The following is a 25,172-nucleotide window of genomic DNA, read 5'->3' as shown; positions in this document are numbered from 1 at the left end:
TTTGTTCCCGACAAATTGGTCAAGCGCCGCTCCAGCGCGCTGGGGTCGCTGAACGGCTCGTCCACCGGACGTTGCCGATGGCGCTCGCCCTGATGGGCATTGCGGGCCGACACTCCAAACTCACTCCAGTGCCTCTTCCCCCGTGCCGATACCGGTTTGGCCTTTCACAAAAGTTGTTACACTATTAAGCAGACCGTTTCGGTTTAATTAAAGAGCTTTGGGGCTACCGACAGCGTTGGCTACGCCCAAATGGGGACATGCGATGACTTACGATCTCGTAATTGTTGGCGGTGGCATTCAAGGAGTGGGTGTGGCGCAGGCCGCGGCTGCGGCTGGGCACAGTGTCTTACTGCTGGAGCAGACGGGGGTTGGGAGTGGGACTTCCCGGAAGTCCTCTAAGCTGATCCACGGTGGGCTCCGCTACCTTGAGACCGCGCAGTTTTCGTTAGTGAGGGAAAGTCTGCGCGAGCGGGCGCTGTTGCTTGAGTTGGCCCCGGAGCTGGTCAAGCGGGTGGCAATGCACATACCGGTCTATCGCTCATCCAGCCGGTCTCCGGCAAAGATCGCGGTCGGCCTTTGGTTGTATCGGCTGTTGGCGGGCTGTGGCGAGGACTCCGAGTTTTCCCGGCTCCACCGAAGCAGCTGGACGAGTCTCGACGGAATCAGAACTGATGACCTGTTGGCGGTCTACCGCTATGTGGAAGCCCAGATGGACGACCAGGCCCTGACTCAGGCTGTATGGCAATCGGCTGAGTCGTTGGGGGCTGAGTTGGCTATGCCGGCTGAGTTTACCGGAGCGGAGCGCCACGCCTCCGGGTGTGAAGTGCGTTATCGGCAGAACGGGCGGGAAAGCTCGGTGGCCGCCCGCGTGCTGGTGAATTGTGCCGGGCCTTGGGGGAGGGAGGTGCTAAAAGGCATTGAGCCGGCGATGCACGTGCCGGCCATTGAGCTCGTGCAAGGCAGTCACTTACTGCTTCCCAACCGCTTTCAACATCACTTTTACCTGGAGGCGCCGGAGGACCGGCGGGCGGTGTTTGCCTTGCCCTGGCAGGGGCAGCTTCTGCTGGGGACCACGGAAACGCCGTTTAGAGGCCCCCCTGAGAACGCCTCGTGCTTGTCAGAAGAGCGAGAGTACCTTCTGCGCGCGTTGCGGTACTACTTCCCGGACCAAGCGGTGGAGCCGGAGGAGGTTACTTCATTTGCGGGTTTGAGGGTCTTGCCTAGTGCTGTTGGGAGTGCGTTTGGTCGGTCCCGCGAGGTGCTGTTTAGTGCCGACGACGCAGGGCAGCCCAGGGTATTGTCAGTGCTGGGCGGTAAGTTGACCACCTACCGCGCGACGGCCCTGGAAGTTATGGAGCGCCTGGCCGCCAGTTTGCCCTCTCGCCGTTCCGTCGCGGATACGGCGAATATCCATCTCACCCCCCCTTGACTCGATGGAACTCAATCTCGTATTTGCCGGGGATGGGGGCTGCCTGAAACACTTTGGTTTCCGGGTACTCCTCTCTCACCAGTCTTAGGACCCGTTGCTTGTCTTCCGTCGAGATAAACGCGCCCAGGTACGCCGAGGCGAGATCGCTTTTCTCAAAGGGGCGGTCGTCGTACCAAAGGTTTTCATCGGCCTCCCGGCTGCTGGCGTGATCCGTCGCCTGATAAAAGCAGCGCCACTCCTGTTGCTCGGCGGACATGGGGGGCTTGACCAGAAACTTGTCCAGAAAGCGCGACTGAGCGTTGACCTTTTCCTGGTGCAGAATCGCGTTAATTTGCTCCTTGAAGGTTGTAATCTCTGGCCGGTTCGGGCTGTATTCGACGGGCTTGGGCTCCGGAAGGGCGGTGTATTCACCACAACGAAAGCGCAGTGCCACACCGCGATGGTGGTCGGCGAAAAGCTGCCATGAGTCCAGATTGTCCGCTCTCGCGCTAAAACAACATATTCGTAGCTCCCGGGTGAACTTTCGCCAGTCCGCCATCAACTCCTCCAGGGAGACCTGCCGTTGGTCAACCATTCGCGACATCAGCTCCTTTAGGACCTCCTCCGCCTCCTCCGGCGAGGCGAAGCGCTCTTCTTCCCGCCAGCGGCGAATGACCGTGGCCAGAGCGGAGTGGCTTTTGGGCGATTCACGGGAAAAAATCATCCCCGTCGCACTGCGAATAACCCCGTCGAGCAACGTCAGCGGATCGAAGCTGAGCGGGGTGTGGTGCGTCAGCTCGAAAGGGTCGCAGAAAAGGTGAGGGGCACTCCAACGCAGGCGGCGGGAGCTCAGGATCTGCTCGGCGGTTCGAGCGGAACAAAATTTTGCCAGCGTGTCGGGGAAATCGGGCACAGGGTTTCCTTGCAGTTGTCACGGTTTTGGTGGAAGTATAACCAAAATAGGGTCGGCTCATCACGTTATCGGCAAAGTCGGCCATTTTTGAATAGGGCGCAAAGCGCTATACTGAGCGTCAGTTTCCACCCACCGCCTTAAAGGATTCGCCCGTGAATTTTACCGGCTCGCATATTCTCTCCATTCATCAGTTCGAAAGACCCGATATTGAGCGCATTTTCAGCGTCGCGGACGCTATGGCGCCCTATGCGCTGCGCCATAAGGTGACCCGAGTGCTCGAAGGGGCGATTTTGGGCAATATGTTCTTTGAGCCCAGTACTCGCACCCGCATCAGTTTTGGCAGCGCTTTCAATTTACTGGGAGGCGAGGTTCGCGAGACGACGGGCATCGAGAGCTCCGCCCTGGCGAAGGGAGAGTCGCTGTATGACACCGCGCGGGTACTTTCCGGGTTCAGTGATGTAATTTGTATGCGCCACCCCGAATCCGGCTCTGTGGCGGAGTTTGCCGAGGCCAGTCGGGTGCCCGTGCTCAATGGCGGTGATGGCGCTAATGAGCACCCCAGCCAGGCGCTTCTGGATCTGTACACCATTCGCAAGGAGATGGAGTCCCGAGGGCGAGGGGTGGACGGGCTGCGCATCGCCATGATCGGGGATCTCAAATACGGCCGCACGGTGCATTCGCTGTGCAAGCTGCTGTGCCTGTTCAGGAATGTTCAGCTCACGCTGGTCTCCCCCGGTGAGCTGGCAATGCCGGAGGTTATCATCGAACAGCTGCGCGCGGCGGGCCACGCGGTAACGGTCACCGAGGATCTTCCGAGCAGTATAGGCAAGGTTGATATCGCTTATTCCACGCGGATTCAGGAGGAGCGCTTCGACACGAAGGAGGAGGCGGACCTCTACCGTGGTCGCTTTCGACTGAATCAGTCTATATACACGCAGTATTGCGAGCCGAACACGGTCATTATGCACCCTCTGCCGCGAGACTCTCGCCAGGAAGCGAACGAGCTGGACAATGACCTCAATCAAAACCCCAACCTGGCGATCTTCCGGCAGGCGGATAACGGTGTGGTTGTGCGTATGGCGCTGTTTGCGTTGGTACTGGATGTGGTGGACCAGGTGGATGCGCACGCCCGCGATGTTAACTGGTTTAACTCGCTGCGTCGCCCCTGATCTAACCGAGCAGAAGCTGCACCTTGGTGCAAAGGTCTTCCTCATCGAACGGCTGGCTTAGCCACCCCACAGGCCCGGCTCCCTCCGGGTTGGCCAGCCTATCGGGCTGGTCGCAGTCATCGGTGAGCACCAGAAGCGCCGTGGTGGCGGTTCTGGGGCGGCGGGCCAACTGTCGACATAGTTGATTGTCGTTATAAAACGCAGTTTCGGCATCGACGATAATCAAGTCTGGAGTCACATCGCGTGCGATTTCCAAACACTCTTCCGGGGTGTCGGCGGTGACAATATTACAATGCTCTTGGAGCATGGCACTGACAGATTGAGTCAGCCCAGGGTGGCGCGTTCCGATCAGTAGCGTTTTGTGAGCGCTTACTTCTTCGGTGGCAAAGGCATCTCGGCCGCTGTGTTTGACCCGATAGAGCGCCTTGTCAGCGGCTTTGATGACCTCTTCCAGGCTGTGGCCCATTGAGTGGCTGCAGGTGGCCCCGCCGATACTGACCGTGACCCTGTCGGTCACCGGTGAATAGCGGTGTTCCACCGCCAGGTCGCGGACGGCCTGATTAATGCTTTTGGCGACCTGCTGAGCGCCCGTTCTGTCTGTGTTCGGTAACAGAGCGATGAACTCCTCACCGCCGTAGCGGCCCAGCAAATCGGCGGGGCGGTGAAGACAGCTTGTCAGCGCCTGGGTGATCTTCTTAAGGCATCGGTCCCCTGCCGGGTGGCCGTAGTGGTCGTTGTAGGGCTTAAAGTAGTCGACGTCGATCATCAATACGCTGGTAGGCGTTTGGTGACGAACCGCCAGGAGCCACTGCTGACTGGCGCGGTCGTTAAATGTCCGGCGGTTTAGGACCTGAGTCAAACTGTCCAGTTGGCTGAGGGCCTCCAGTTCGGCATTGAGGTGGTTGAGCTGATCCCTCATCTCCGCGATTCGGGCCATGGCCCGAATTTTCGCTTTAATAATCACGGGACTGACGGGCTTAATCAGGTAATCGTCGCCACCGGCCTCAATACCCTCCCGATAGCTCTCATCCTCGTTCTTACCGGTCACAAAGATAATCGGGATCCAGTGGCCCCCCAGCCACTCGCGAATCAGGCGGGTGGTTTCAAAGCCGTTCAGCCCGGGCATTTCCACATCCATGATAATGAGGTCCACTGGTGTATCTTCCAGTAACTGCAAGGCTTCCTCGCCGCTGCGGGCGATCAGCGGCGTGTGACCTGCTTCGCTGATGTACTGCGACATGGCGTGGCGGAGAGTCGCGCTGTCTTCAACCAAGAGGATTTTCATGAGTCGATACATCAGTCCAATTTGTTATTGTGCGGCGGACATTTATAAGAAGCCGCCCTGAGCTTCTATATAAACAGCCTTGAGCTCGAAGTGAACAACCCCGAGCCCCAGGTAATGAGTTTACGGAATTCTCGGGGCCCGGTCGATCACCTTTATCGGGAAAACCGACCGCTGTCACCTCCAGCATGGAGCCCGGTCTGGAACTGAAAACTGGCTTTTTTACCCCATTTTCGGTATCTTGTCGGCCCTTTTTCCCCTGTGCCTTCCCGGCCCCTGGTTCACCTGATTCCGACAGATTGCCTGCGATGAGTGAGTTTGACGATATCCGTCCCTACGATGACCATGAAGTACGCCCCACCCTGGAGCGTTTACTGACCACCCCCGAGCTGGCGGACGCAGTGGCGCGCCTGAAATTTCCCCGGCTAGCGGGCCCGCTGGGGTGGCTGCTGCGGCCGATTGTCCAGCGAGTCATGCAGCGCCAAATGCGCGGCGTGGAATCCGTGTTGGGTTTCCAAGAGGTCGTCAAGGGCTACATGCAACAAATGATCGACGATACCACCCGCTCCCTGACTACCTCTGGACTGGACCGTCTTGATCGCGACAGCGCCTACCTTTTTGTCAGCAACCACCGGGATATCGCCATGGACCCGGCGTTTGTGAACTGGACTCTGTACCACGCGGGCTTCCACACCCTTCGTATTGCCATCGGGGACAACCTGCTGACCAAGGACTATGTTGCTGACCTGATGCGCTTGAACAAGAGCTTTATCGTGAATCGCTCGGCCAAGGGGCCCCGGGAAAAGCTCAAGGCCGCCAAAAAACTGTCCGCCTATATCCACCACTCCATTGTGGAAGAGAAGGCCAACATTTGGATTGCTCAGCGAGAAGGGCGTGCCAAAGATGGCAAGGACAAAACCAATTCGGCTGTACTTGGCATGTTCAGCTTGAGCCGCCCAAAGACTCAGCCCTACGCCGAGTACATTCGCGAACTGAAAATCGTGCCGGTCTCCATCTCTTACGAGTGGGATCCCTGCGACGCCGCCAAGGCGCGGGAGCTGCACCAGCAACGCACCAGCGGCAGCTACCAGAAGGCCGAAGACGAGGATGTCAAAAGCATCGCCAAGGGCATTGAAGGTCAAAAGGGCCATGTGCACGTGGCGTTCGGCGAGCCGCTCGAGGCGGACTACCAGGATACCGACGAGGTGGTGGAGGATCTCGACCGCCAGATCCTCGAAAACTACGTACTGCATGCCACCAATTGCCTGGCCTGGGAGCGGCTGCACGGCGATTTGCCCGAGGGGCTGCCCTACAGCTATCCACCTCGGCCCTTCTCGGCCGATGAGCTGGGCGAAACCCGCCAGCGGTTTGAGCTTCACCTAGCCAATATTCCTGCGGACCACCGGCAAACGGTGCTGGAAATGTACGCCAACCCCGTAAGCGCTAAGCTCGGTCGTCGCTGATTCCATGCTCTCCGATGCGGTCAAAAAGCAGATTCAGCAGGCGTACAGTCAGTTCCTGAACAATAAGGGGCTGAAGGCTCGCTATGGGCAGAAGCTGATGATTGCCGAAATCGCTCGGACCCTCGGTGGCATTGAGCTCAACGATGAAGAGGAGCGGGAAAGCCGGGGGCACGTTTGCGTGGTTGAGGCTGGTACCGGTACCGGGAAGACCGTGGGTTACCTGCTCCCGGCCCTGTTAATCGCCAAGGCCCTCGGGAAAAAGCTGGTGGTCTCTACCGCCACCGTGGCGTTGCAGGAGCAGGTGGTCAATAAGGACCTGCCGGATCTCAAACGCCATAGTGAGCTCTCATTCAGCTTCACCCTTGCCAAGGGGCGCGGTCGCTATGTCTGCCTGTCAAAACTCGATACCCTGCTCACGGACGTGCGGGAGGGGACGAACCCCACGCGCCCTCTGTACGAGGACGAGCTGCCCAGCGTGGATGAGCGAGCGGTAAAAATCTATGACTCCATGGTGGATGCGCTGGCCGCCAACCGCTGGGACGGCGAGCGCGACAGCTGGCCCGACGGCGTGGAAAACGAGGACTGGCAGCGCGTTACCACCGACCACCGCCAGTGCACCGGGCGACGGTGCTCCAATGTGTCCGTCTGCAGCTTCTTCCGGGCACGCGAAGCCCTTCATACTGCCGACTGCATCGTGACCAATCACGACTTGGTGCTCTCCGATCTGGCTCTGGGCGGCGGCGCCATTCTGCCCTCTCCTGAGGACAGCATCTACGTCTTCGACGAAGGCCACCAGCTGCCCACCAAAGCGCTGAACCACTTTGCCCATCACAGCCGGGTCGTGGGCACGGTGCGTTGGCTGGAGCAGTGCAACAAGGCACTCGGGACCATGTTGGGCCACATTAGCGGCGCTGGCGATGTCGACCGCTTTGCCGAGCAATTGCCTGCGGCACTGATGGATTGCAAACAGCGGCTCGAGGAGCTGCATCCGACGCTGGATGCCTTGGCTCAGGAGGTGGCGCTGGACGATCGCCAAAGTCATTACCGGTTCCCGGGTGGCCTATTGCCGGAGTCCCTACAACTGCCCTCGGTGGAGTTACACCGTGGCTTCGATCGGCTGGCGGACTTGCTGGAAAAAATGCTGGCGGAAGTGAGTGACTCCATGGAAGACCGCCACTGTCCAGTCCCCAAGGTGGACTTGGAGCAACACTACCCCGTGCTCGGCACTTGGCAGGCCCGGGCGGAGGCCAATCGTGAGCTCTGGTGCAGCTACGCCACGCCCGACGACAAGGATCAGGTGCCCCGCGCTCGCTGGCTCACGCCGGTGGAGTTTGGCTCGGGCATCGACATTGAAGTTTGCTCCAGCCCCATCCTGGCGGCCGGGACCCTGGCCAAGAGCCTCTGGTTCCGGTGCTGCGGGGCGGTGGTGACCTCGGCAACCCTGGCCGCGCTGGGTCGCTTCGACCGCTTTCAGATGCGTGCCGGCACGCCCCCGGACAGTCATTACGCGCAAATGCCCAGTCCTTTCGACTTTAGCCAGGGCATTCTGTCAGTGCCCGCCTGTGCCGTGGAAGCCGGCGATGCGGTGAACCATACCCGCTCACTGGTCGAGAACCTTCCCGAGCTGCTAGACCCGTCCGAGGCGGCGCTGGTGCTGTTTTCCTCGCGCCGGCAGATGTTGGATGTGTACGATCAACTCCCCGAGGATTGGCAAGAGCGCATTCTGGTCCAGGGGAACAAGTCCAAACAGGCGATGCTCGAGGTCCACCGGGAGCGGGTGGACCAGGGTCAAGGCAGCGTGCTGTTTGGGCTGGCCAGCTTCGCCGAGGGCGTGGACCTGCCCGGAGATTACTGCCGACATGTAGTGATCGCCAAGCTGCCGTTCGCGGTACCGGATGATCCCATTGAGGCCGCCCTGGCCGAGTGGATCGAAGCGCGCGGCGGCAACGCCTTTATGGAAATTACCGTGCCCGATGCCTCTTTGCGGCTGGTTCAGGCCTGCGGGCGTCTGCTGCGAAGCGAAACGGACAGCGGCAAAATTACCCTGTTGGATAGGCGGGTTGTGACCAAGCGCTACGGGAAAGCCATTCTTAATTCACTGCCCCCGTTCAAACAAGTGATACAGTCTTGAGCCACGAGTGGCAGTCTTGAGCTTAAAGAGTTGGGTGACAAACATGAGTGATATTCACAAGACCCTGGCCGAGTCCCTGTTCGACCTGGAGCGCGCGCTCCGCGAACTGGAACTGTGGGACTCTCAAACCCCATCGAAGCAGGCACTGGCGAGCACCCAGCCGTTTGCGGTGGATACGCTGGAATTCTATCAATGGCTGCAGTTTATTTTTATTCCACGGCTGTTTCAGCTCGTGGAGTACCGTGCGGGCATGCCGGAGAGTTGCTCGGTGGCGCCAATGGCGCAAGAGTATTTCCGGCCCCGCCCGGAGTCGGGCGAGGCGGTGGTGGCCGTAATCGAGCGCATCGACTGGCTGGTTACATCTGCTCCGTAACGTCGATTCCCAAAAGCTCCAGCCCCTGAGCAAGTGTGCGGGCGACCAGATCACACAGGCGTAGGCGGCTCTGGCGGGTCGCATCGGACACTCCGTCTTTCAGGACCGGACACGCCTCATAGAAACGCATATACAGGGTCGCCAGATCATACAGGTAGGTACACAGCAGGTGGGGCAGGGCATCCTTGGCCACTTGGTCCAGCGCCTCGCTGAACTGCAGCAACTTGATCGCCAGCGCCCGCTCCTCCTCGGCCGTTAACTGTATTTCTCCCTCCAGTGCGCTTGGTTCGACGCCGGCTTTGCGAAAGATGCTGCGAACTCGGGTATAGGCGTACTGTAGGTAGGGCGCCGTATTGCCGTCAAAGCTGAGCATTGAATCCCAGTTAAAGACGTAGTCGTTGGTTCGGGTTTTACTCAGGTCGGCGTACTTCACTGCCCCGATGCCCACCGTGCGCCCAATGTTCGCTGCGGTCTCCGGGGCCAGCTCGGGGTTCTTCTCCCGAACCAAGCGAGAGGCCCGCTCCATGGCTTCGTCCAGCAGCTCGGAGAGCTTGACGGTACCGCCGCTGCGGGTTTTGAATGGTTTGCCGTCCGGGCCCATCATGGTGCCGAAGGCGTGGTGCTCCAGGCTCACGTTTTCACTGACAAAGCCGGCCTTGCGAGCAACGGTAAACACCTGCTGCATATGCAGGGACTGGCGTGCATCAATAAAGTACATCAGCCGGTGCCCGCCGAGCTCCCCGGCTCGATAGCGTAGGGCCGCCAGGTCGGTGGTGGCGTAGAGGTAGCCGCCGCCCTGCTTTTGAATCAGAACCGGGGAGGGGTTACCCTCCTTATCCGCCAGTTCCTCCAGAAACACCACCTTGGCGCCTTGGTCCTCTACCGCAAGCCCCTTGTCTTCCAGCTCCGCCACCAGCGGGGCCAAGTCATCGTTGTAAAAGCTCTCGCCGCGGACATCCTCCGCCGTGAGAGTCACGTTCAGCTTTTCATAAATTTCCTGGCTGTGCTCAAGGGACACCGCGCGGAACTTCTCCCACAAAGCCAGCACTTGTGGGTCGCCGGACTGCAGCTTCACCACATAGTCCCGGGCCTTATTGGCAAAGGCAGGGTCTTGATCAAAGTGGCCTTTGGCCTGTTGGTAGAAAACCTCCAGATCGCTCAGCGCCATGGTCGCTTCGCGGTTCTCCGCCAGTTGCTCTTCCAACTCCGCGATCAACATGCCGAACTGGGTGCCCCAGTCCCCGACATGGTTCTGCCGAATGACCCTGTGCCCCTGAAAAGCCAGAAGGCGGGCGAGGGCATCCCCAATGATGGTGGAGCGCAAATGGCCGACGTGCATCTCCTTCGCCAAATTGGGCGAGGAGTAATCCACCACGACCGTCTGAGGTTCCGGCGCGCTGGCAATGGCCAGGCGCTCGTCTTGAGCCGCCGTGGTCAGATGTTGGCTCAACCACTCGGGGGCCAGGTGAATATTGATGAATCCCGGCCCGGCGATTTCTACCTTCTCGGCAATTCCGTCCAGCTCCAAGTGGCGTACAATCTCGCCGGCGAGCTCCCGCGGATTGGTTTTCATCGCCTTGGCCGCCCCCATGGCGCCATTGGCCTGGTAGTCCCCGAAGCCCGGCTTCTTGCTCGGGGCCACCATCGGCGAGTGCTGAAAAGGAATATGGGCAGACAACATGGCCTGCTGGACCTTGTGGGTCAGTAAATCACGAATATTCATAGTCACTGTGTGTGTTTGAGCGAACGCCGGATTGTAACCGCCCGGCTCGGCGTGTGTCATCTGTTACTGCTACTATTCAAGCGTTAATCATCAAACCGGGAGGTAGCGTGAACGAATCATCGTCCCAGACGGACAAGCCCAGCGTATTAGTAGTGGGCGGCACCAGCGGTATAAACCGGGGCATCGCCCTGGGTTTCGCCCGTGAGGGGGCCAGGGTAGCCGTGGCCAGCCGCTCTTGGGAAAAGGTCGCTCAAACGGTCGACGAACTGCGAGCACTGGGCGTGGAGGCGGAGGGCTTCAGCGCCGATGTGCGTGACCCGGAGGCGGTGGCTGACGGCGTCGTGCGCCTGTGCGGCCACTGGGGGCCGCTGGATGTGGTGGTCTCCGGGGCGGCGGGCAACTTCCCGGCCCTGGCTTCTGGCATGTCCGCCAACGGCTTCCGCTCGGTGGTGGAGATAGACCTGCTGGGGAGTTTTCATGTGTTGCAGGCGGTCTATCCCCACTTGCGTCGGCCGGGAGCCTCCATTATTCAAATTTCGGCGCCACAGGCAATGTTGCCGATGATCGGGCAGTCCCATGTGTGTGCGGCCAAGGCGGGGGTAGATATGTTGACCCGCAGCCTGGCTCAGGAGTGGGGGCCGGAGGGCATTCGGGTGAATTCGGTGATTCCGGGGCCCATTGAGCATACGGAGGGAATGGCGCGCTTGGCGCCGGATGAGTCGCTCAGGAAGAAGATTGCCCGTTCGGTGCCGTTGCGGCGGCTTGGGCAGGCGGAGGATATTTTTAAGGCGTGTCGGTTTTTGGCGTCGGAAGATGCGGCGTTTATTACCGGGGCGGTGTTGCCGGTGGATGGCGGCTGGTCTCTGTCGGGCGCTTCCCGGGTAGGGGATGCTCTGGCCGAATCATTGGGACTCTAGGGTTGTTTCTACTCTCCCGGCCCCAACCTACTTAATAGGCACCTGTTGGTAAATTTTAGGTGTTCTACCAACACTCGTCGCCAGAGAACTTCGCATTTTAATGCTGCGGGTGGGCATACCACTGTGAGACACGCCGTAAATACGTCCATGTAGGCTCGATTACCTGCCGGTCCCCTTCGCGCTCCCGGCGCTTCGGGACACTTCCCACCTCCATGTGGGGCGTCCAGCAGGTAACGGTCTCACAGTGGTATGCCCACCCTCCGCTGGTGCTAAACCGATGGCTGTTTTGAGGTAGCAAATATTACCCCTCCATCCATTGATGGGGCGACCCCCTGAAGGCAGTTGTTGGCATTGAGGCCGTGGGCGGGGTACACCGGTTGTAGACTCTCTGAGGCATGGATGCCGATGAGAAGCCCCCAGGGATGGGTTTACGGCGGGTCTACAACCGGTGTACCCCGCCCACGGCCGGACTCGACGTTTCCCAATCGACTTTAATGAGTATTGAAGTTAAGCAGAGGAGGTAAAGTATGAGCAACCTAGCGCAAGAAACCTGTGAGGCGTGTAAGTCCGATGCACCCACGCTGAGTGACTCTGAAATCAATGAACTGAAACCCGATGTTCCCGAGTGGGAAGTGAAAGAAGTAGACGGCGAGAAACGCCTTTCACGCCAGTTCAAATTCAAAAACTTCGCCCAAGCGCTCGCCTTCACCCAAACCGTGGGCGACATGGCCGAAGACGTCGACCACCACCCCGCCATACTCACCGAGTACGGCAAGGTCACCGTCGACTGGTGGACCCACAAAATCGGCGGGCTGCATAAAAATGACTTTGTCATGGCCGCCAAAACCGACCAAGCCTACCTCTAAACGCGCCTTCAACCCCCGGGCCTGACAAGCCCGTCGATAAGAGAGGACAAACAAGCGCACAGCGCCGTTCGTCCTCTCTTACCTCCCCCAGTGCGACCTAAACCACCCAGACATTAACATCAAGAAGCCGAAAGCCCAGAGTACACCGTGTTGACCGCCTCATTGTTTTGGAAAGGATTAAAAAACCGAACCACGTCCGCCTGAACCTCCGTGAATACCCGCCCCAGCAAGTCGGAAAACGCCGGGTCCGGAGCATCGGTGGACCAGAGCGCAAACACTCCGCCCGGCCTCAGTTGTTGCGCCAAAGCACTCAAACCGCGCTGCGTATAAAAACTGGCATTGTCACCGTGCAAAAAAGCCTCGGGAGAGTGGTCGATATCCAGCAACACCGCATCCACCTGTCCCTGTTCAGGGACCAAGCCAGCGGGCTCCGCCGCGAGTTTGAAAAAATTACCTTGTCGAAAATAGCAGCGAGCGTCAGCGTTAAGCTTGGTGCCCAAAGGAATCTTCTCCTCTCGGTGCCATCGAATCACCGGTTCAAGGTACTCCACCACCACCAGCGTCTCAATGCGCCGGTCACGCAATGCCGCGGCGGCGGTATAGCCCAACCCCAGGCCACCGACCACCACCGTCAGGGCATCGCGTTCCAGACGCGCCAGGGCCACATCCGCCAACGCCTCCTCCGCCGCCACAAACAGGCTGGACATTAAAAACTCATCACCCAGCTTGATCTCAAAAATATCGCGTTCGCCAATGGCGGGAATTCGCCGCCGCCGCAGGCTAATTTCCCCGATAGGGGACTCTCGACTGTCGATTTCTTCAAAAAGCTTTGCCACAAACCTCTCCCATTGAACCGGCGGCCCTTTTGGTCCCGTCGGCCATATCAATATAGTATCGCTGGTCATCGTTGGACGCTGCCGGGCTATTATAAAAGGGGACCACGGACGCCTCAGTGACGAGGGGCGGCGTTCAGCAAATGGTCCGCGGCCAGCGCCAAAAACATAAAGTTGCTGGCCCCACCCCCGAGCACATACTCCGATTGCTGCCACAAATAGGGAAATTCCTTCAGCTCGGGGAAATCTGGCTGAACCAGCGCCGTACCGACAATGACGCCGCCGGGAATAGCGCTATAGTCCATTCGGTTTTGCCCGTAAGCCGCCTCCTTGGAATTGGCGCCCACGCCAGTGGCGTAGGACTGAGCGTTAGAGCCCGGGTTGGTACCGAGTACGTAGTTGAGGATATTCAGCAAATAGTCCCGACCAAATACCTCGGGAAAGGCCTTGTGCAAAAAGTACTGGGCCACGCCTTCCTGCTGTAAGCTCCAGCCCCGGCCCCACAGCTGCATCTCAAAGTCCAGCCCATAGGGCGTTGCGGCCATTTTTTGTTGGAGCGCCCGGTCATATTCGGCGGCTTCCTTACGCATGGCCTGGGTCAGCTCCGGGGCGTTCAGTTCGTGCACGGCACGGGCCACGGCCCAGCCGACTTGGCGGAAATTCTCCAGAATATGATCTTGTTCTGACAGAATTACCTCTTTGTACTGGGCATTGCCCGTGGCCCTAAACAACTCCACCGCGGCACGAATGCGTTCATTGCGGACATGGCTATCGGCCAGGGGGCGTTCTGTCGCCCAGAGCGATTCGGCGGCGCTTAAGGTCCGCTCCGCCAGCGCCGGGTCATAAGCCCGCATGGGCTTTACGGCGGCGGCCAAGTTGGCAATTGCATCAAACTCCCGGGCGGGGTTGTTTTCGGTAAATACCCAGCGGTCATCTGGCAGCGCGGAATGTGTGGCGGTGCGCTCACCCGTCGATAGAGTGCCATCGTAAATTAAGTTGTCCGTCTGGCCGGAGAAATCGCCGCCCATGACGTACTGAGTTAACGTCGGGACGATAATACCCCGGTATAGTCGACCCAGGCTTTCGTATCCGCCCACCACGCTCAGCAGGCCGTGTTCAATCTGTTGAAGAATGTCGGGCAGGCCGTCGGGCTCGCGCAACTCGGTTAGCCGAAGCTGCTGATCAATCAGCGTATTATCATGCTGAATACCGAATTCTTCATAGGCGGCACTGAGAATAAATATTTCCCCGGACTGGGACTCGACGCGGAAGTCCGCATCGCCAGCGTCGTACCATCCGCCCCGGTTCAGGCCCGGCACATGCTCTCCCGGTGCGAAATCGGTGAGTGTCGTCTCTCCCTGGGTGTACCCATCAAAATGGTTGATATCGGTCGGTGCCATCAAAGCGTCATCCCGATGGCTATCGTCGTGCCAGAGCTTGTACTTTTCCTTGACCCGCATATGGCCCATCTGCACCGGCAGGAAATAATCAAGCGTCGGCTGCCAGACATTCTGGTCATACACGTTGCGCGCGATTCGAAACGGGAGGCTGCGCTGTTCGCCCAGCGCTAGCTGATAAAGGCCGGCTTCTTTTATTGATGAGAAATCAAAACGATAGTAGCGGTAGCGTAAAAACTCTCCCCATTCCTCGGGCATTTTGTTGAGGACTTCCGTGGGCGAGCCCGAGGCGTCCAGTTGCAGTAGGCGAACCGGCTGCTCAAGGGGCGCCCGCGGGTCGGTCTCGATAACGGCGAGCTTGGGCTGGTCGGGGTGGTACCCTATCATGGAGTGCTGAAACACCGGTTCTCTCACCCAGTCCTCGATAACGTGGGGTGTTATTCGCCAGGAGACGGCTTTGTCTGTCGCGCCGGCGGCGATTGGCGTGCGCAGAGTGAACCAACCGTTTTGATGTTGGACCCGGCCGTCGAGCAATTGAAGCTCTCCCTTTAGGCTCTCTATCTGAAGGCGCAACGTTTCGGACTCGGGCGCGATGGTCAGCTTTTTTCCCTTGGCCAGCGGCGCGGGTTCGGCGCGATGATGTGCCAATGGTTCTAGCCCTTTTAACTCCCCAGTGGAGACGAGCTTGGGGGTGGGCTCGCGACTGGGAGGAACCGTAACGCCGTAAGGGTAGCGGGGAAATAGGCCCGTGTGCTCATCCATAATCCAGCTTTTGCCAAACAAGTCGGCTGGATAGAGTTCCAATTGAAAGCCGACTTTGCCTGCCCACTTCTCTGGCAGGGGGTGCTTTAGGTCCACCGTGACCCACAGGTCCTTGCCCTTGGCCCGCACGGTGATGTCGTACTCCAGTTCGATATCGGGGTAGTGGAGTGGGTTAAACCCTTTGAGGTGTTGCCGGTCGTCCGGGTACTTGAGGGTTGCGGTAATGGCCTGCTGATCACGATTCACCGTGCGGCTTATTAGGCGGGGCACCGGAGACCATTGCCCGGGAGTGGCCTCCAGGCGCAAATCCCCATTGGAGGCAATCCGGTTGTCGTGACTGACTAGAATGAGCCCGCTCTGCCGGCTTTCCGGGGCGGTATCCTGAAATGCCATCAGTCCCACGCCACGATTTTGAAAATAGCCTCTCTCGTTTAGCGTAAAGTCTCGGGAGCCGTCTTCTCGCCCGCAGCCACTGAGCAGCAGCGTGGAGCCGGCCAGGCCGAAAAGAAGAAAGTTGACCCACAGTCGCGCTTTCATATGTGGAGCTCCTCTGTTATTGGAATTGTCGGGGTTATTGGAATTGTCGGGGATGAATTTGCCCGGTTGCTTGCGGGTATGATCAGCGAGGGGTGGGCACTCTTGTCAACGGCTACCGAGAGAGCATGTCGACGCCAGCTCTCTCGCTAATACCCTCAAAATTGACAGGTGGTTTGCGGTGGAGGTTACCGGCGCCTCGCCGAGCATGGGCTTCAAATGACCCGGTAACGTTTATCCACTTGATCAATGCCGGTAATGGGTGGCATCAAGTCTTTGAGAATGCCATCTTCGATGCTGTAAATCCAGCCGTGAACCGTCAGCTCCTGCCCGCGCTGCCAGGCATTCTGGACGATGTTGGTGTGGGAGACATTGGCGGCTTGCTCCACCACGTTTAGCTCGCACAGACGGTCCAGCCGTTTTTTGTCATCGGAAATCTCATCCATGGTGTCCTGGTGCTTTAGGTACACCTCCCGGATGTTGCGCACCCAATAATCAAGCAGGCCGAACTGCTGGTTCGCCAGCGCCGCGTTGACGCCGCCACAGCCGTAGTGGCCGGTGACCATGATGTGCTTGACTTTCAGGTATTCCACGGCGAACTGCAGAACCGAGAGGCAGTTCAGGTCGGTTTGCACCACCAGGTTGGCGACGTTGCGGTGAACGAACAGCTCCCCGGGCATCAGGCCCACAATTTGATTGGCCGGTACCCGGCTGTCGGCGCAACCGATCCACAGATACTCCGGCGTTTGCTGTTTGGACAGCGTTTTGAAAAACTCCGGATCCTCGGCCTTGATCTGCTCGGCCCACTGACGGTTGTTATCGAACAGATTTTTCAGGTCGGTCATGCGCGCTCCTTTTGGCAAATGGTGAGGATTATACCAGCTTGATGGCTCGCGGCGACCGGGCAGTGGTACAGTTAAGCACTCGATAGGACGAAAACCGCACTAACGGGAGTGAAACGGTGACCGCACGCGAATCCAGAACCCTCTATTGGCACGACTACGAGACCTGGGGCGAAATCCCGGCTCAGGACCGGCCGAGCCAGTTTGCCGGGGTGCGTACAGACGAAGACCTGAATATTATCGATGACCCGCTAATGCTGTATTGTCGCCCCACGGTGGATTGTCTGCCCAAGCCGGAGGCCTGCCTGGTGACCGGCATCACCCCGCAGTTGGCCCAGGAAAAGGGCGTCTCGGAGCCGGAGTTCATTGCCGCGGTGGCCGCGGAGCTGGGTCGCCCCGGCACCTGCGGGGTGGGGTATAACTCCATCCGGTTTGATGACGAAGTCACCCGCTTTACCCTCTACCGGAATTTCTATGATCCGTACGAGCGGGAGTGGCGTAACGGCAATTCCCGCTGGGATCTAATTGATGTGGTACGCCTGACCCGGGCCCTCCGCCCGGAGGGCATCGAGTGGCCTGACTACGATAATGGCAAGCCCTGCTTCAAACTGGAAAAGCTGACCGAGGCCAACAACCTCGACCACGCCTCCGCCCACGATGCCCTCTCCGACGTTCACGCCACCATCGCCATGGCGAAGCTGATCAAAACCCGGCAGCCGAAGCTGTACGATTTCGCCTACCGGCTCAGAAACAAGCGCTTTGTCGCCGGTTTTATCGATATTGACAGCCATAAACCGCTGCTTCACATCTCCGGCATGTATCCCGCCGAGCGGGGTAATGCGGCCCTGGTGCTGCCCCTGGCCATGCATCCGACCAATAAAAACAGCGTGGTGGTGTTTGATCTTTCCGAGTCGCCGGAGGACCTTCTGCGCTTGCCCATGGAAGCCCTCCGGGAGCGCTTGTTCACACGCGCCGATGAGCTGCCCGAGGGCACCGTGCGCCCGCCGCTCAAAGAAATACACCTGAACAAAACCCCGATGATCGCGCCAGCCAATACCCTAGAGAATGCCACCGCCAAGCGACTGGGTATTGATAAAAGCAAGGCGGAGGCCAACTGGCGCATCTTGGCCGACTTGACCTTAAGTGAGCAGGCCCAACTGCGCCAGAAGCTGGCGGATATCTACCGTCAGCCAGCGTTTGAGCCACGCACCGATCCGGATCAGCAGCTCTATGAGGGTTTTTTTGATGATCACGACCGCAAGTTGATGGCCGAGCTGCGTCGCACCGCCCCGGAACGGTTGGGGGAGGTGGGCTTTGACTTTCACGACCCCCGGCTGCCCGAGCTGCTTTTCCGGTACCGGGGGCGGCACTTCCCGGAGTCCCTTACGGTATCGGAGCGCGAGCGCTGGCGAGCCTTCTGCTGGCAGCGGCTTACCGATCCGGCGGCCGGGGCGGCTCTAACCTGGGACGGGCTGCAGGAGCGCCTGGCCCGGCTAAGGGCCCAGGCGATCGGGGGCGAACAGCAACGGCAACTGGAAGCGCTGGAAGCCTACGCCCGCGCCTTGCTGAACGACTATCAGCCGACTCGGTGAGAAAGTCTCCCAAGCGCTCCGCGCCCGATTGCCTTTATTAACCGCTCCCTATGGGATTTCCCGGCCATGAAGGGTACAATATGCGCCGCTTCAGACCCGGCCCGGCGCCGGAACCTCACGACGTACACGATCTCAGCGGGAGCCCCCTATGTCATCCATTCAGAAAGTGGTGCTGGCCTACTCTGGCGGCCTGGATACCTCGGTCATCGTCAAATGGTTGCAGGAAACCTATAACTGCGAAGTGGTGACCTTCACCGCCGACATCGGCCAGGGTGAAGAAGTGGAACCCGCGCGGACCAAGGCCCAGGCGTTGGGGGTCAAAGAGATTTACATTGACGACTTGCGCGAAGAGTATGTCCGCGACTTCGTCTTCCCCATGTTCCGCGCCAATGCCATCTACGAGGGCGAGTACTTGCTCGGCACCTCCATCGCCCGGCCGCTGATCTCCAAGCGGTTGATTGAAATCGCCAACGAAACCGGCGCCGACGCCATCGCCCACGGTGCTACCGGCAAGGGCAATGACCAAGTGCGGTTCGAATTGGGCGCCTATGCCCTGAAGCCCGGTGTTAAGGTGATTGCCCCCTGGCGCGAGTGGGATCTGACCTCCCGCGATAAGCTGATGGCTTACTGCGAAGAGCACAACATTCCGGTGGACTTCTCCAAGGGGAAGAAGAAATCCCCTTACTCCATGGATGCCAACCTGCTGCACATCTCCTATGAAGGCGGCGTGCTGGAAGATCCCTGGACCGAGGCCGAGGAAGAAATGTGGCGCTGGAGTGTCTCGCCGGAGAAGGCGCCGGACGAGCCTACCTACATCGATATCACCTACGAAAAAGGCGATATTGTGGCCATTGATGGCAAGCCCATGTCTCCGGCCACCGTGCTGGAGCACCTGAACAAGGTGGCCGGCGCGAATGGCATCGGCCGTCTGGATATCGTTGAAAACCGCTATGTGGGCATGAAATCCCGCGGCTGTTACGAGACCCCCGGCGGTACCGTGATGATCAAGGCTCACCGGGCGATTGAGTCCATTACCCTGGACCGCGAAGTGACTCACCTGAAAGACGAGTTAATGCCCAAGTACGCCGAGCTGATCTACAACGGCTACTGGTGGAGCCCGGAGCGGAAAATGCTCCAGGCGGCCATTGATCAGTCTCAGGAGTTCGTGAGCGGTGAAGTGCGCCTCAAGCTCTACAAAGGCGGAGTGCACGTGGTGGGTCGCCAGTCCGACCACAGCCTTTTTGACGAAAAAGTCGCCACGTTCGAAGACGATGCTGGCGCGTACGACCAAAAAGATGCGGAAGGCTTTATTAAGCTGAATGCCCTGCGGATGCGGATTGCCGCTGGCAAGGGCCGTACGCTTCGCTAAAAATTTCGGGTGCAAGCCTGGAGGGCCGAACGCTCAGGCTCGGCCCACTCTTGAGGCTACAGGCCCTGGAGTGGGCGGCTGGCCCTCAGTCCATCAAGGAATGGACAATCCCACCACTAATAACAACTCCACAGTGACTGATGAACCGTGTTTTTTTGACTAAGGTCAAGAAGGCAAGGTGAGCTTTAGGCGAAAATGCCCGCGTGACGCGTTTCCACTCATCGGAAGGTGAGTGGTGGGCGTACACTTAGGGTGGCAACAAGTTGATTTGAAACAATAGGAAAAACCTATGAGTAGTAATCTGACAGCGGCCGGGGACCACCCGGTGTACGACTACAAGGTCGTGCGTCAGTTCTCCATCATGACGATTGTCTGGGGCATTGTCGGCATGGGCGTGGGGGTGCTGATTGCAGCCCAGCTGGTCTGGCCGCAATTAAACGACCTGCTCCAGCCCTACACTCATTTCGGTCGATTGCGCCCGTTGCACACCAATGCGGTCATTTTCGCGTTTGGCGGCTGCGCTCTGTTTGGTACCTCCTACTACGTGGTTCAGCGAACCTGCCAAGCCAAGCTTTTTGGTGGTTGGCTGGTGCCGTTCACCTTTTGGGGGTGGCAGGCGGTCATCGTTCTGGCGGCCATTACTCTGCCTTTAGGCCTGACCTCGACCAAAGAGTACGCCGAGCTGGAGTGGCCCATCGATATCCTGATCACGTTGGTGTGGGTCAGCTATTTGGTGGTGTTCTTCGGCACCATCGTCAAACGCAAGACCTCCCATATTTACGTCGCCAACTGGTTTTACGGCGCCTTCATTTTGACAGTCGCGGTGTTGCACGTGGTCAACAGCGCCGCGATTCCGGTTTCCTGGTTCAAATCCTACTCCGCCTACGCCGGCGCCACGGATGCCATGATCCAATGGTGGTACGGGCACAACGCGGTCGGCTTCTTCCTGACCGCCGGTTTCCTGGGCATGATGTACTACTTTGTGCCTAAGCAGGCCAACCGCCCCATCTACTCCTACCAGCTGTCGATTGTGCATTTCTGGGCGCTCATTTCCGTGTACATCTGGGCCGGCTCCCACCACCTGCATTACTCGGCACTGCCGGACTGGGCGCAAAGCCTGGGCATGGTGATGTCCTTGATCCTCCTGGCCCCGAGCTGGGGTGGCATGATTAACGGCATTATGACCCTCTCCGGCGCCTGGCATAAGCTGCGCACCGACCCGACACTGCGCTTTTTGGTGGTCTCCCTGTCGTTTTACGGCATGTCCACCTTTGAGGGCCCGATGATGTCCATTAAGACCGTGAATGCTCTGTCACATAACACCGACTGGACCGTCGGCCACGTGCACTCCGGGGCCCTGGGTTGGGTGGCGATGATCTCCATCGGTGCCATCTACCACCTGTTGCCGATTCTCTTTGGCAAGAAAGAGATGTACAGCGTCAAGTGGATCAACGTTCACTTCTGGCTGGCCACCGCCGGCACAGTCCTTTACATCGCCTCCATGTGGGTGAACGGCATTATGCAGGGTTTGATGTGGCGCGCTTTCAACGCGGACGGCACGCTGACCTACAGCTTTATCGAATCGGTGATCGCCAGTTACCCGGGCTACTTTGTTCGATTTCTGGGTGGTGTGGTCTTCCTGGCCGGTATGTTGTTGATGGCCTACAACGCTTGGCGCACGGCTTCGAGCCCGGCGCCACAAGAGCGTGACGGCAAAGACTCTGAGACTCAGGCACAAGCGGTATAAGGGCACGTCCATGAAACACCATGACATCGTAGAAAAAAACCTGGGCCTTATGACCGTGCTGATCATCATTGCGATCAGCTTTGGTGGCCTGGTGCAAATTGTTCCCCTGTTCTTTCTAAAGGAAACCACTGAACCGATAGCGGGCTTGAAGCCGCTCTCGCCAGTGGAGTTGGAAGGGCGCGACATCTATATCCGCGAGGGTTGTCACGTCTGCCACACCCAGATGGTCCGCCCGTTGCGCGCGGAAGTGGAACGTTACGGCCACTATTCGGTGGCGGGCGAGCATGTCTATGAGCACCCCTTCCTCTGGGGCTCAAAGCGTACCGGTCCGGACCTGGCGCGCGTCGGCGGTCGTTATTCCGATGACTGGCACAAGGCGCACTTGTACAACCCGCGCACGGTGGTGCCCAAGTCCAATATGCCCGCCTTCCCCTGGCTGTACGACAACAAGCTGACCGGTGAGGACACCGAGGCCAAGATGCGCGCTCTGCGCACGGTCGGCGTGCCCTACACCGAGGAGCAAATTGAAGGCGCGGGCGACGAGGTCAAGGGCGTAACCGAAATGGACGCTCTGGTGGCCTACCTGCAACAGCTGGGCACGTTACTGACCGAGAAGCGGTGATTTATGGATCAGGGCACTCTGGGCGCAATCTCAACCGTTTTGGTCGCCATCGCCTTTGTCGCGGTGTGCTGGTGGGCTTTCTCCCCCCGCCGCAAAAAGCGCTTCGATGATGCGGCGAACCTGCCCTTCGCCGATGAAGACCAGAACGGTAAAAAACCGGAGTCTTCCGGCTTCGAAGAGGAAGCTGAAGGCTCTGAAGAACAGACAGAACACGCGGATCATCGCAACCGTGATGAGACAGACAGGCGGAATTGATTATGAGCACATTTTGGAGCCTTTGGATTATTGTTCTCACCCTGACCAACCTGGCGCTGTTGCTGTGGGTGCTGCTGGCTAATCGCAAGGTTGCGGTGCGTGATGACGAAGACCCCGAAAACCGTACCACCGGGCATGTATACGATGGTATTGAAGAGTACGACAACCCGCTACCCCGCTGGTGGTTCAAGCTGTTCATCGCCACGTTTATTTTTTCGGGGATTTACTTGCTGCTGTACCCGGGCCTCGGGAACTTCCCCGGCTTGCTGAACTGGACCCAGGAGAAAGAGCTTCGCGGCCACCAGCAGCAGGCACAAGCGCGTTTCTCGGATCAGTTCGGCGAATACGCCGCAACCCCCATTGAAGAGCTGGCCCGCAACCCGGATGCCATGAAAATGGGCCTGCGCCTGTTCGCCAACAACTGTGCGGTGTGCCATGGCTCAGATGGCGGCGGCAACTGGGGCTACCCCAATTTGACCGACGATGCCTGGCAGTGGGGCGGTTCGCCGGAGCGTATCAAGCAAACCCTCGTGGAGGGCCGTCAGGCCGCCATGCCCGGCTGGAGTGCCCCCTTGGGCGAGGAGGGCATTGCTCAAGTGACCGAGTATGTATTGAGCATGGCCGAACGTGAGCACGATGCGGAGATGGCGGCCGAAGGCGAACCGCTGTACAACCGTAATTGCGTGGCCTGCCACGGCGCCGACGGCAAGGGCAATATTAACCTGGGGGCTCCCGACCTGACCGACGATGTTTGGCTGTATGGCGGAGAGCCGTCAGGTATTCGTCAGACGTTGCGAGTAGGCCGCAATGGCGTCATGCCGGCTCAGGGCGACCTGCTGAAAGACGACCGGATTCACATTCTGGCGGCTTATGTTTACAGCCTTTCCCTGAACTATGACGAAGAATAGGCACGGCGACTCGGAAAACGATACAGGGATTCGCTATGTAAACCTCTACGAGGCGGATGACAAGGTCTACATGCGGCGCATTACCGGTTTCTACCAACGGTTGCGCCGCTACACCGGCCTGCCTTTGTTGGCGGGCTTCCTGCTGATGCCGTGGCTGATTATTGATGGCCGGCCCGCCATGTTGTTCGATCTGCCCGAGCGGCGCTTTCACGTCCTATGGCTCAGTTTCGGGCCACAGGATGGCATGTACCTCGCCTGGCTTTTGATCATTGCCGCCTTTCTTCTGTTTACGGTCACCGTCCTGGTGGGCCGCGTCTGGTGTGGTTTTACCTGTCCGCAAACGGTCTGGACACAAATGTTCATCTGGGCCGAGTTTTTGTGTGAGGGCGACCGCAACAAGCGCATGAAACTCGACGCCCAGCCCTGGAGCTCGAAGAAGGTCGCTCGCAAGGGGGCCAAGCATGGTATCTGGCTCGCCATTGCGCTGGTGACCGCGCTCACTTTTGTGGGCTATTTTGTGCCCATTCGGGAGTTGTTGGTGGGGTTGGTCACCATCGACATCCACCCCGTGGCCGCTTTCTGGGTCTTTTTCTTTACCGCCGCCACCTACATGAATGCCGGCTTTATGCGCGAACAGGTGTGCAAGTACATGTGTCCCTACGCGCGTTTCCAGTCGGTGATGTATGACAAGGATACGTTGACGGTCTTTTACAATTATATTCGTGGTGAGCCACGTGGCCCACGCAAGCCCACCGATGACCGGCACGAGAAGGGACTGGGCGATTGCATTGACTGTTCCTGGTGTGTCCAGGTCTGTCCGGTGGACATCGATATTCGCGACGGCCTGCAAGCCGATTGCATCGACTGTGGGCTCTGTGTGGATGCCTGCAATACCGTGATGGACCGGATGAACTATCCCCGTGGGTTGATCAGCTTCACCACCGAAGACGCCATTGAACACGGCCACACGCGGGTGTTTCGGCCCCGCTTTTTGGCCTATGGTGCCATTCTGGCAGTGATGTTGGGAGTGTTCGCCTATTCCCTCAGCGAGCGCCTGCCGGTGGGGCTGGATGTGCTTCGGGATCGGGGAACGCGGCTGTATCGTATCAGTGGCCACGAGGTGGAAAACGTCTACACCCTCAAGATTAACAACAAGGACCGGGAGACCCATACTTACGACCTCACGGTCAGCGGTGAGTACCCTTTTGAAGTGGAAGGCTATCGTGCGCTTCCGGTCGAGGAAGGGGAGATCCTGACGGTACCGGTGCGGGTAGCGGTACCTCGTGAGGCGCTGGATGAGGTCAAAACCTCGGTGACCTTGCGGATTGAGGCCCGGGATGACCCCGAAATCTTCACCGAGCACACCACCACCTTTATCGGCCCGGCACCTCGGGGCCATTAATCCATCTAATCAATGGTTAATGAGTGCCCCGGTTTTCAAGAAACGGGCCGTGCGTCACTTCGGCTTAAAATGACATCGACACATCGGCGAGACCCAATATGACACAAGATTCTGACAGCGGCCCGGCGTATCGCCAGCCCTGGTTTTGGTTGGTAATGTCGCCCTTGATCGTGGTGATCTGCGTGGTTCTCACGTTCGTGGGGGTTTCTCTCTTCCATGCGGACGATCGTGTGGTGGACAACTATTACAAACAGGGGCGCACCATCAATCAAAGCTTCGCACAGGAAGAGCGCGCGCGGGAACTGGACGTGCAGGCCAATGTTCGTTTCGATCAGATCACGGGTGAAGTGATAGTAAACCTGAGCAAAGAGGGCGCCATGCCGGAGCAGCTGTACCTGATGGTGGGGCACCCTATTGATGCCGAGCAGGATCAGCACATTGAGCTTCAGCCCGTGCGGGCCGGGTATTACCGTGGGGACCTGAGCACGGCACTGTCCCACCGTCGTTACCTGACGCTGTTGCCGGAGTATGAAGGCGAGAGTCTGCGTTCGGCCGAGTGGTTGTTGCGGGGCGAAATCCAATTCGAACTTGATTCGCAAACGCAACTCGCTCCCACCGAGCGGGGCCGTTCCGGCTCCGATGCCCAGCCCTGAGAGAGGCACCC

At 58.9% G+C, this 25,172-nt stretch carries 21 protein-coding genes; 15 read left to right on the top strand and 6 right to left on the bottom strand.

Annotated features, from left to right (window positions below):
• Positions 1 to 262: 262 nt before the first annotated feature.
• Positions 263 to 1,429 carry an FAD-dependent oxidoreductase gene (locus AAE514_RS09475; protein WP_347331290.1) on the top strand — a complete coding sequence of 389 codons (1,167 nt, stop codon included), beginning with the start codon at positions 263 to 265 and terminating at the stop codon, positions 1,427 to 1,429.
• On the opposite strand, the gene AAE514_RS09470 is transcribed toward AAE514_RS09475, so the two are convergent.
• Positions 1,416 to 2,321: a DUF2971 domain-containing protein gene (locus tag AAE514_RS09470; protein ID WP_347331289.1), complete on the bottom strand. Its 906-nt coding sequence runs from the start codon at positions 2,319 to 2,321 to the stop codon at positions 1,416 to 1,418. The genes AAE514_RS09475 and AAE514_RS09470 overlap by 14 nt on opposite strands.
• 152 nt (positions 2,322 to 2,473) lie before the next feature.
• Here AAE514_RS09470 and AAE514_RS09465 point away from each other — a divergent pair, with 152 nt between their 5' ends.
• Positions 2,474 to 3,490, top strand: a complete 1,017-nt coding sequence (locus AAE514_RS09465; protein WP_347331288.1) for an aspartate carbamoyltransferase — start codon at positions 2,474 to 2,476, stop codon at positions 3,488 to 3,490.
• A gap of 1 nt (position 3,491) precedes the next feature.
• Here AAE514_RS09465 and AAE514_RS09460 read toward each other — a convergent pair whose 3' ends face one another.
• Positions 3,492 to 4,775: a diguanylate cyclase domain-containing protein gene (locus tag AAE514_RS09460; protein WP_347331287.1), complete on the bottom strand. Its 1,284-nt coding sequence runs from the start codon at positions 4,773 to 4,775 to the stop codon at positions 3,492 to 3,494.
• Positions 4,776 to 5,080: 305 nt separating this feature from the next.
• Here AAE514_RS09460 and AAE514_RS09455 point away from each other — a divergent pair, with 305 nt between their 5' ends.
• The 3 genes from AAE514_RS09455 to AAE514_RS09445 are packed head-to-tail and all read left to right on the top strand — an operon-like array spanning position 5,081 to position 8,739.
• Entirely contained in the window at positions 5,081 to 6,235 is a 1,155-nt protein-coding gene (locus AAE514_RS09455) for a 1-acyl-sn-glycerol-3-phosphate acyltransferase (RefSeq protein WP_347331286.1), read from the top strand.
• Between the two features lie 4 nt (positions 6,236 to 6,239).
• The gene (dinG, locus tag AAE514_RS09450) at positions 6,240 to 8,366 is read left to right on the top strand and encodes an ATP-dependent DNA helicase DinG (RefSeq protein WP_347331285.1); all 2,127 of its coding nucleotides are present in this window, start codon (positions 6,240 to 6,242) and stop codon (positions 8,364 to 8,366) included.
• Between the two features lie 43 nt (positions 8,367 to 8,409).
• Entirely contained in the window at positions 8,410 to 8,739 is a 330-nt protein-coding gene (locus AAE514_RS09445; protein WP_347331284.1) for a YqcC family protein, read from the top strand.
• Here the strand turns inward: AAE514_RS09445 and argS are convergent.
• Positions 8,723 to 10,462, bottom strand: coding sequence for an arginine--tRNA ligase (gene argS, locus AAE514_RS09440; RefSeq protein WP_347331283.1), 1,740 nt, complete (start codon positions 10,460 to 10,462; stop codon positions 8,723 to 8,725). The two genes, AAE514_RS09445 and argS, sit on opposite strands and share 17 nt — an antisense overlap.
• Positions 10,463 to 10,569: 107 nt before the next feature.
• Here argS and AAE514_RS09435 point away from each other — a divergent pair, with 107 nt between their 5' ends.
• Both AAE514_RS09435 and AAE514_RS09430 read left to right on the top strand, forming a co-directional pair.
• On the top strand, positions 10,570 to 11,379 hold the full coding sequence (locus AAE514_RS09435; protein ID WP_347331282.1) for an SDR family oxidoreductase: 810 nt from the start codon (positions 10,570 to 10,572) through the stop codon (positions 11,377 to 11,379).
• A gap of 527 nt (positions 11,380 to 11,906) precedes the next feature.
• Complete coding sequence (locus AAE514_RS09430) at positions 11,907 to 12,245, top strand: 4a-hydroxytetrahydrobiopterin dehydratase (protein WP_347331281.1); 339 nt, start codon at positions 11,907 to 11,909, stop codon at positions 12,243 to 12,245.
• Positions 12,246 to 12,364: 119 nt separating this feature from the next.
• Here the strand turns inward: AAE514_RS09430 and AAE514_RS09425 are convergent, their stop codons facing one another.
• The 3 genes from AAE514_RS09425 to can form a co-directional block, all read right to left on the bottom strand.
• On the bottom strand, positions 12,365 to 13,081 hold the full coding sequence (locus AAE514_RS09425; RefSeq protein ID WP_347331280.1) for a spermidine synthase family protein: 717 nt from the start codon (positions 13,079 to 13,081) through the stop codon (positions 12,365 to 12,367).
• A gap of 113 nt (positions 13,082 to 13,194) precedes the next feature.
• Positions 13,195 to 15,774 carry a glycoside hydrolase family 9 protein gene (locus AAE514_RS09420; RefSeq protein WP_347331279.1) on the bottom strand — a complete coding sequence of 860 codons (2,580 nt, stop codon included), beginning with the start codon at positions 15,772 to 15,774 and terminating at the stop codon, positions 13,195 to 13,197.
• 212 nt (positions 15,775 to 15,986) lie between these two features.
• Positions 15,987 to 16,616 carry a carbonate dehydratase gene (gene can, locus AAE514_RS09415; protein ID WP_347331278.1) on the bottom strand — a complete coding sequence of 210 codons (630 nt, stop codon included), beginning with the start codon at positions 16,614 to 16,616 and terminating at the stop codon, positions 15,987 to 15,989.
• Positions 16,617 to 16,732: 116 nt separating this feature from the next.
• Here can and sbcB point away from each other — a divergent pair, with 116 nt between their 5' ends.
• The 8 genes from sbcB (at position 16,733) to AAE514_RS09375 (ending at position 25,161) form a co-directional block, all read left to right on the top strand.
• On the top strand, positions 16,733 to 18,205 hold the full coding sequence (gene sbcB / locus AAE514_RS09410; protein ID WP_347331277.1) for an exodeoxyribonuclease I: 1,473 nt from the start codon (positions 16,733 to 16,735) through the stop codon (positions 18,203 to 18,205).
• 148 nt (positions 18,206 to 18,353) lie between these two features.
• Positions 18,354 to 19,574, top strand: a complete 1,221-nt coding sequence (locus tag AAE514_RS09405; protein ID WP_347331276.1) for an argininosuccinate synthase — start codon at positions 18,354 to 18,356, stop codon at positions 19,572 to 19,574.
• A 289-nt stretch (positions 19,575 to 19,863) separates the two neighbouring features.
• Positions 19,864 to 21,321 carry a cytochrome-c oxidase, cbb3-type subunit I gene (ccoN, locus tag AAE514_RS09400; RefSeq protein ID WP_347331275.1) on the top strand — a complete coding sequence of 486 codons (1,458 nt, stop codon included), beginning with the start codon at positions 19,864 to 19,866 and terminating at the stop codon, positions 21,319 to 21,321.
• Positions 21,322 to 21,331: 10 nt separating this feature from the next.
• A complete protein-coding gene (gene ccoO / locus AAE514_RS09395; protein WP_347331274.1) occupies positions 21,332 to 21,943 on the top strand; it encodes a cytochrome-c oxidase, cbb3-type subunit II in 612 nt (203 codons plus the stop codon).
• A gap of 3 nt (positions 21,944 to 21,946) precedes the next feature.
• Positions 21,947 to 22,198, top strand: coding sequence for a cbb3-type cytochrome oxidase subunit 3 (locus tag AAE514_RS09390; protein ID WP_347331273.1), 252 nt, complete (start codon positions 21,947 to 21,949; stop codon positions 22,196 to 22,198).
• A 2-nt stretch (positions 22,199 to 22,200) separates the two neighbouring features.
• Positions 22,201 to 23,106: a cytochrome-c oxidase, cbb3-type subunit III gene (gene ccoP / locus AAE514_RS09385; protein ID WP_347331272.1), complete on the top strand. Its 906-nt coding sequence runs from the start codon at positions 22,201 to 22,203 to the stop codon at positions 23,104 to 23,106.
• Positions 23,093 to 24,508, top strand: coding sequence for a cytochrome c oxidase accessory protein CcoG (gene ccoG, locus AAE514_RS09380; RefSeq protein ID WP_347331271.1), 1,416 nt, complete (start codon positions 23,093 to 23,095; stop codon positions 24,506 to 24,508). Before ccoP ends, ccoG begins: the two co-directional genes overlap by 14 nt.
• A gap of 98 nt (positions 24,509 to 24,606) precedes the next feature.
• Positions 24,607 to 25,161 carry a FixH family protein gene (locus AAE514_RS09375; RefSeq protein ID WP_347331270.1) on the top strand — a complete coding sequence of 185 codons (555 nt, stop codon included), beginning with the start codon at positions 24,607 to 24,609 and terminating at the stop codon, positions 25,159 to 25,161.
• Positions 25,162 to 25,172 lie beyond the last annotated feature (11 nt).

The sequence above is a fragment of the Marinimicrobium locisalis genome, assembly GCF_039822625.1.
Taxonomy (GTDB): domain Bacteria; phylum Pseudomonadota; class Gammaproteobacteria; order Pseudomonadales; family Cellvibrionaceae; genus Marinimicrobium; species Marinimicrobium locisalis.
Note: the sequence above shows the minus strand (reverse complement) of the source record. Positions and strands in the feature narration are given on the sequence as shown.